This window comes from Pseudoxanthomonas sp. LjRoot204_2 (genome assembly GCF_056175765.1).
In genome coordinates, this window is sequence record NZ_JBGFFG010000219.1 from 1 (window position 1) to 5,724 (window position 5,724).

Annotated in this window: 5 protein-coding genes; 4 read left to right on the forward strand and 1 reads right to left on the reverse strand. The window is 68.2% G+C overall.

The features are described from left to right. From AC04L7_RS11300 to folP, 3 genes are all read left to right on the forward strand, one after another. Positions 1–723, forward strand: a 723-nt coding sequence (locus AC04L7_RS11300) for an ATP-dependent metallopeptidase FtsH/Yme1/Tma family protein (protein WP_475513027.1), incomplete at its 5' end; no start/stop codon positions are given. A gap of 63 nt (positions 724–786) precedes the next feature. Then, positions 787–1,329 carry a hypothetical protein gene (locus tag AC04L7_RS11305; protein WP_475513028.1) on the forward strand — a complete coding sequence of 181 codons (543 nt, stop codon included), beginning with the start codon at positions 787–789 and terminating at the stop codon, positions 1,327–1,329. Positions 1,330–1,363: 34 nt separating this feature from the next. Further along, on the forward strand, positions 1,364–2,263 hold the full coding sequence (gene folP, locus AC04L7_RS11310; protein ID WP_435997507.1) for a dihydropteroate synthase: 900 nt from the start codon (positions 1,364–1,366) through the stop codon (positions 2,261–2,263). Between the two features lie 313 nt (positions 2,264–2,576). Here the strand turns inward: folP and AC04L7_RS11315 are convergent, their stop codons facing one another. Further along, the gene (locus AC04L7_RS11315; RefSeq protein WP_475513029.1) at positions 2,577–4,988 is read right to left on the reverse strand and encodes an HzsA-related protein; all 2,412 of its coding nucleotides are present in this window, start codon (positions 4,986–4,988) and stop codon (positions 2,577–2,579) included. A 236-nt stretch (positions 4,989–5,224) separates the two neighbouring features. Here AC04L7_RS11315 and miaA point away from each other — a divergent pair. Continuing rightward, on the forward strand, positions 5,225–5,724 hold a 500-nt coding region (gene miaA, locus AC04L7_RS11320), incomplete at its 3' end, for a tRNA (adenosine(37)-N6)-dimethylallyltransferase MiaA (RefSeq protein ID WP_475513030.1).

Below are 5,724 nucleotides of genomic sequence, written 5' to 3' on the forward strand. Positions count from 1 at the left end.
CGCGACAAGATCATCATGGGCACCGAGCGTCGCTCCATGGCGATGAGCGAGGAAGAGAAGCGCAACACSGCSTACCACGAGTCCGGCCACGCCATCGTCGGCCGACTGGTGCCCGAGCACGACCCGGTCTACAAGGTCACCATCATTCCGCGCGATCGCGCGCTGGGCGTGACCGTCTACCTGCCGGAGGGCGACAAGTACAGCATCAACCGTACCGGCATCGAAAGCCGCCTGTGCACGCTGTACGGCGGTCGCGTGGCGGAAGAGTTGATCTTCGGTGCGGACAAGGTCACCACCGGCGCGTCCAACGACATCGAGCGCGCTACCAAGATGGCCCGCAACATGGTCACCAAGTGGGGCTTGTCGGAAGAACTGGGCCCGATCACCTATGCGGAAGAGGAGGAGGAAGTGTTCCTCGGTCGCTCGGTCTCGCAGCACAAGAATGTGTCCGACGATACCGCGCGCAAGATCGACGAAGTGGTTCGCGGGATCCTGGACAAGGCGTATGCGCGCACCACCCAGATCCTCACCGAGAACATCGACAAGCTGCATGCGATGGCCGATGCATTGATGCTGTACGAGACCATCGATGCACCGCAGATCGACGCCATCATGGAAGGCCGCGACGTACCGCCGCCCGTAGGTTGGGGCAAGTCGGACAAGGACGACAAGCCGGAGTCGCGCCCGCTGCCCCCGATCGGTGGGCCGGCCGAGCAGACCTGAGTCGCGTTGCCAGCGCGATGATGAAAGGCCAGACTTGCGTCTGGCCTTTTCTTTGCGCGCAGGTTGCCGCAGGGGCCGCTTCGATCATTCAAGGGGAATGCCATGAAGGGGATGGGAATGGGCGTCGTCCTGCTGGGGGTGTTGCTGACCACGTCGGTGCACGCGGCCGAGTTCAAGGCGCCGCGGGACGTGCCGTTTGCGGAGGATTCGATCGTCGCCGGCAATATCAAGCGCGAATGTCCCATCGGGACGCAGCTGACGGATGCCCTGGTCCGGTTCGCATCCGCCGGCGGACATCGCGTCGAGCTGGTGGATTCGCTGGACACGGCGTCGGGGCAAGTGCTGAAGATGGAATTCCATGACGCGCAAAGCGCGGGCAATGCCTGGATGGGGCATCGCAAGTCTGTCACCGTGAAGGGATGGCTCTATCGCGACGGACAGCAGGTCGCCAAGTTCATCGCGCGGCGGAATTCGGGCGGAGGCTTCGCCGGCGGTTTCAAGGGCTCGTGCGCCGTGCTGGAGCGGACCGTCAACGCCATCGGCAAGGACGTGGCGGGCTGGTTGAACAATCCCGTCGACGGTGGCCAGCTCGGCGATCTGCGCTGAATCAAGCCACTCGTACCACGACTAGGGCATCGCCATGTTCGACACCGTTCCCCAACTCGACTGCGCCGGCCGCATCCTCAGACTCGATCGTCCGCAGGTCATGGGCATCGTCAATGTCACCCCGGACTCGTTCTCCGACGGTGGCGCGCATGACACGACCGACGCCGCCGTCGCGCATGCGTTGAAGCTGGTGGAGGAGGGGGCCGACGTCCTCGACATCGGGGGCGAATCCACGCGCCCGGGCGCCGCCGAGGTGGAGGTCGAAGAAGAACTGCGCCGCGTGGTGCCGGTGATCGCGCGGCTGGCCGCACAGGTGTCCGTGCCGATCAGCATCGACACCTCCAAGCCCGAGGTCATGCGTGCCGCCGTGCAGGCGGGCGCCGGGATGATCAACGATGTGTACGGCTTGCGCCGCGAGGGTGCGCTCGATGCCGCCGCCGCGCTCGGTGTGCCGGTGGTGCTGATGCACATGCAGGGCGAGCCACGCTCGATGCAGGCCGCGCCGCAGTACGACGACGTGGTGGGCGACGTGCATCGCTTCCTGGCCGAACGCATCTTCGCCGCCGAGATGGCGGGCATCCCGAAGAAGCACATCGTCATCGATCCTGGTTTCGGCTTCGGCAAGGACACGGCGCATAACCTGCAGTTGCTGGCGCATCTGGAGCGTTTCGTCGAACTCGGCGTGCCGGTGCTGGCGGGGCTGTCGCGCAAGCGCAGCCTCGGCGAACTGACCGGCCGCGACGCGCCGGCGGATCGCGTGGCTGCTTCGGTGGCCGCCCACCTGATCGCCGCGCAGCGTGGCGCCCTGATCGTGCGCGTGCACGACGTCGCCGCCACGGTCGACGCCCTGAAGGTGTGGAACGCCGTCGCGGCAGTCCCGTCGCCGCGCAAGGCAGCGGCCACGCCCTCGATCCGCTGGCCCGACGACGACTGACGGGCCGGCGCGCGGCATCCGGCGCGTTCGGCGCCTTGGCCCGGAACGTGCGGCCATGTGCGGTGGGGCGTGCCGGCCAGGATGTTCCAGCACCTCAGCGACCGCGAAGTGCGCGACAACATCACGTGGCTGAGTGGTCTGTCACGCGTGGACAACGCGGCGTTGCCGGAAGGACGATGGTCGGACAGCCTGCGCAAGGCCGCGCAGGGTCGCCACGCACCGCTACAAGTACCCGACCGGGCGGGAAATCACCGCGCTCGCACAGTTCCTGGACGCGCGCAGAGCCGGCGCGCGTCCGCCATCGCCCGTGCCGTCAGTGCGCGGGCCGATGGCTTCGCGTGGCGTCGCGTGCGTCCCGTCGTGGCGTTGCCTCTTCCAGCCAGCGTCGCGTCAGCGTCGCGCCATCGCCGGTCGCGACGGCGCCCGCACCCGCGCTCGTCGCTGCCGGCAACGCGGCGCGGTTCGGGATCAGCGGCTGCGAACCGTTGACCCGGATCGGATCGGTCGAATGCTGCTGCTTCCAGTGGCGCAGCAGTTGGCGCAGCGCTTCGGGCGACGCCGTGGACGGCACGGCACCGGCCTGGTTGCGCGCGTTCTCGCCATGGCAGCCGGTACACGTCCGGATCTCTCCGGCCTGCAGGGTGACCCAGACGCGCTCGCGCACGATCGGCACGCCGGCCGCGTCGGTGCTCTGCCAGGTCAGTGCGCGACTGGCGGGCACGAACGCTGCGGTCGACCCGTCTGTGGCGATGCGCACGCTGCCGCTGGGGCCGCCCGTGTTCGTCGGATTGGCAGCGACCGCCATCGGTTGCGCGATCGGCCGGCGGCCACGCTGGTAGATGGATCCGTTGTTGTACGCGCGGATCATGTTGGCCTGCAGGATCTGGTAGTGCGAGACCTCGTAGATCCTGCCGTTGCCGCCGAGGGTCTGCACGCCGCCGGGGACGCGCAGGTTGTAGGGCTGCTGCTTGTCGTCGCGATCGCGCGCGGTCTGGTTGCGGGTGACGATGAGCGCAAGCTGGTTCGYTTTGAGCCAGGCGCGGAACGCGGCTTCGTTGACCTGCTCGCTGGCGAACACCGCCTGTTCCGGCGACGCCATCGGCGTGGTGGTGACGGGCGGACGCGCACGCGCCACCACTTCCACCGGCTCGATCTCCCACAGTGCGCCGTTGTAGCTGCGCTGCGTGTCCGGATCCCACCACGTCAGGTTCTTGCTGATGCCGGGGGTGAGCGCCGGGCCGGCCACCAGCATTCCACTGGCGTTCGTCTGCAGCTGGTGCAAGCGCAGCGAGACGCCCGACTGGAAGGACGGGCTGCTCGTGTAGCTGGCGACCATGTGGCCGCTGCTCATCGGCAACGGATTGCGGAAACGGCCACCGGCCAGGTTGCCGCTGCCGTCGGCCGCCGGCGACGCGTCCACGATTTCCATCTGCTCCGCGTTGAGGGTGGGCGCACCGGTGATGCGGACGATCTGGTTGGTGCCGCCGGTGGCGAACTCGCGCGTGTAGATGGCGTAGTAGCTGCCGGGCACGGTCGGGTCTTCGCGTACCTGGAACAGCCCGCCGTCCATGCGGATGTATTTCTTGTTGGCGATCAGCGCGGTGTTGGAATAGTCCGACAGGGCGCTGTCGGTGGAGAACGACTTCGGCAGATAACCGAACGACAGTTCCTGGCGGCCGATGTGGTTGAGCGTGAGCTCCTCGGTGCCGTCCTGGTTCATCTGCCACGGCGTGAACAGGTTATAGGTGAAGCCGTTGACCTGCCCGTACGCGCTGCTCATGCCCGATCGCGATTCGGGGAATGTCTCCGGCTGCAGGCCGATGCTGGCCGCGCCCGAGGCTTCGCTGGCGACGTCGTACGCGCCGTAGGTGCCGGCATCGGCCTGCTGGTCGCGCTGCAGGTGGTCCCAACGGATGAAGATCACCCGGCCGTAGCGGTCGATGCTCGGCGAGAACGCGCCGCTCGGCGCGTGGTTGAGCAGGCGCACCTGCCCATTCGACGGATCGAGTTGCCATATCCCRGTGATGGTCGGCGTGCTCTCGTACTCATCGAGCTGCGGATACAGGTGCGCTTCGCCCCCGCGCGGACGATCCGAGGTGAACAGGATGCGGTCCTGGCTGTCGTAGATCGGCGACACGTTGTTGTAGTCCGCCGGCTGGTTCGCGACCTTGGTGATGGTGGCGGTCTGGCCCTGTCCCAGGCCGGTGACCTCGTACAGCTGCCACTTCGCGGTGGGGTGCACGTAACGTTGCGGCGGTCCGCCGACCACCATGCTGAAGATCGCCTTGGTGCCGTTCCAGTGCACGGCGGGTTCGCGCACCGCGATGGCGTTGGCGCCCTGCTGGCCTTCCATGCCGAAGCCGGCTTCCTTCGTCAGGTTGCGCAGCGTGCCGTCGGGGTAGCGGATCATGAGGTCGCCGCCGCGCGGCAGGGCGAGCATGCTGGGCAGATGGTTGGCGAAGGTCGACATGCGGCTGGCGAACGGATCGCCCGCCATCGGCACCTGCGTCACGAACAGGATCGGGTTCGGTACCGCGCTGGTCGGGACGGCGGCGGCCATCACGCGCGCAGGCTGCGCTGCAGGAGAGGACGAAGGCATCGCGGCCGCCCGGGCGGCAGCCTTGGTAGCGGAAGCTGGTGTTTCCGGGCCGCAGCCGGTGAGCAGGACGGACAGTGCGAACAGGACCAGCAGCGGCTGGCGCAGGGAAAGGGGAAAAACAGGCATCCGGTCGACTCGCGCAAAAATGGAGTGCCGTCCGCTGCGCAGACAAGCGACGTGCACGGATCTCGCGCGCATCGGCCTTGCTGCTTGCATCCCCCTGTGGACGCCGCCCGACTGTACACGAGCCGCGCGCGTGCGCGCCGCCGCCGCATCGTCCAACCATGACCGGCATCCCACAACGCCGTCGGCCCGGGTGGCGGCACGTTAAGCTTGGCGCCCGCCCACGCACCGCGTTCCGCATGTCGCTCGACGCACGTCCGCTCGCCATCGCCATCATGGGCCCGACCGCCTCGGGCAAGACCGCGTTCGCGCTCGACGTGGCGGCGCGTGTCGGCGGCGAGATCGTCAGCGTGGATTCGGCGCTCGTGTATCGCGGCCTGGATATCGGCGCGGCGAAACCCACGCCGGAAGAACGCGCGCGCGTCCCGCACCATCTGCTGGACGTGCGYGACCCCTGGCAGGCGTACTCGGCCGCCGAGTTCGCCGACGATGCCCGGCGCGCGCTCGACGACATCGCCGCACGGGGTCGACTGCCGATCCTGGCCGGCGGTACGGGGCTCTACTTCCAGGCGCTRCTCGAGGGGCTGGCCGCGATGCCGGCCGCCGATGCCGGCGTGCGCGCCGACATCACGGCCCAGGCGCAGTCATGCGGCTGGCCGGCCCTGCACGCCGAGCTGGCGAAGGTCGATCCTGTCGCGGCGGCGCGCATCCACGCCACCGATCCGCAGCGCATCCAGCG

Coding starts and splice junctions, on each gene's coding strand:
- folP (WP_435997507.1), top strand. CDS start 1,364: ATGTTCGACACCGTTCCCCAACTCGACTGCGCCGGCCGCATCCTCAGA.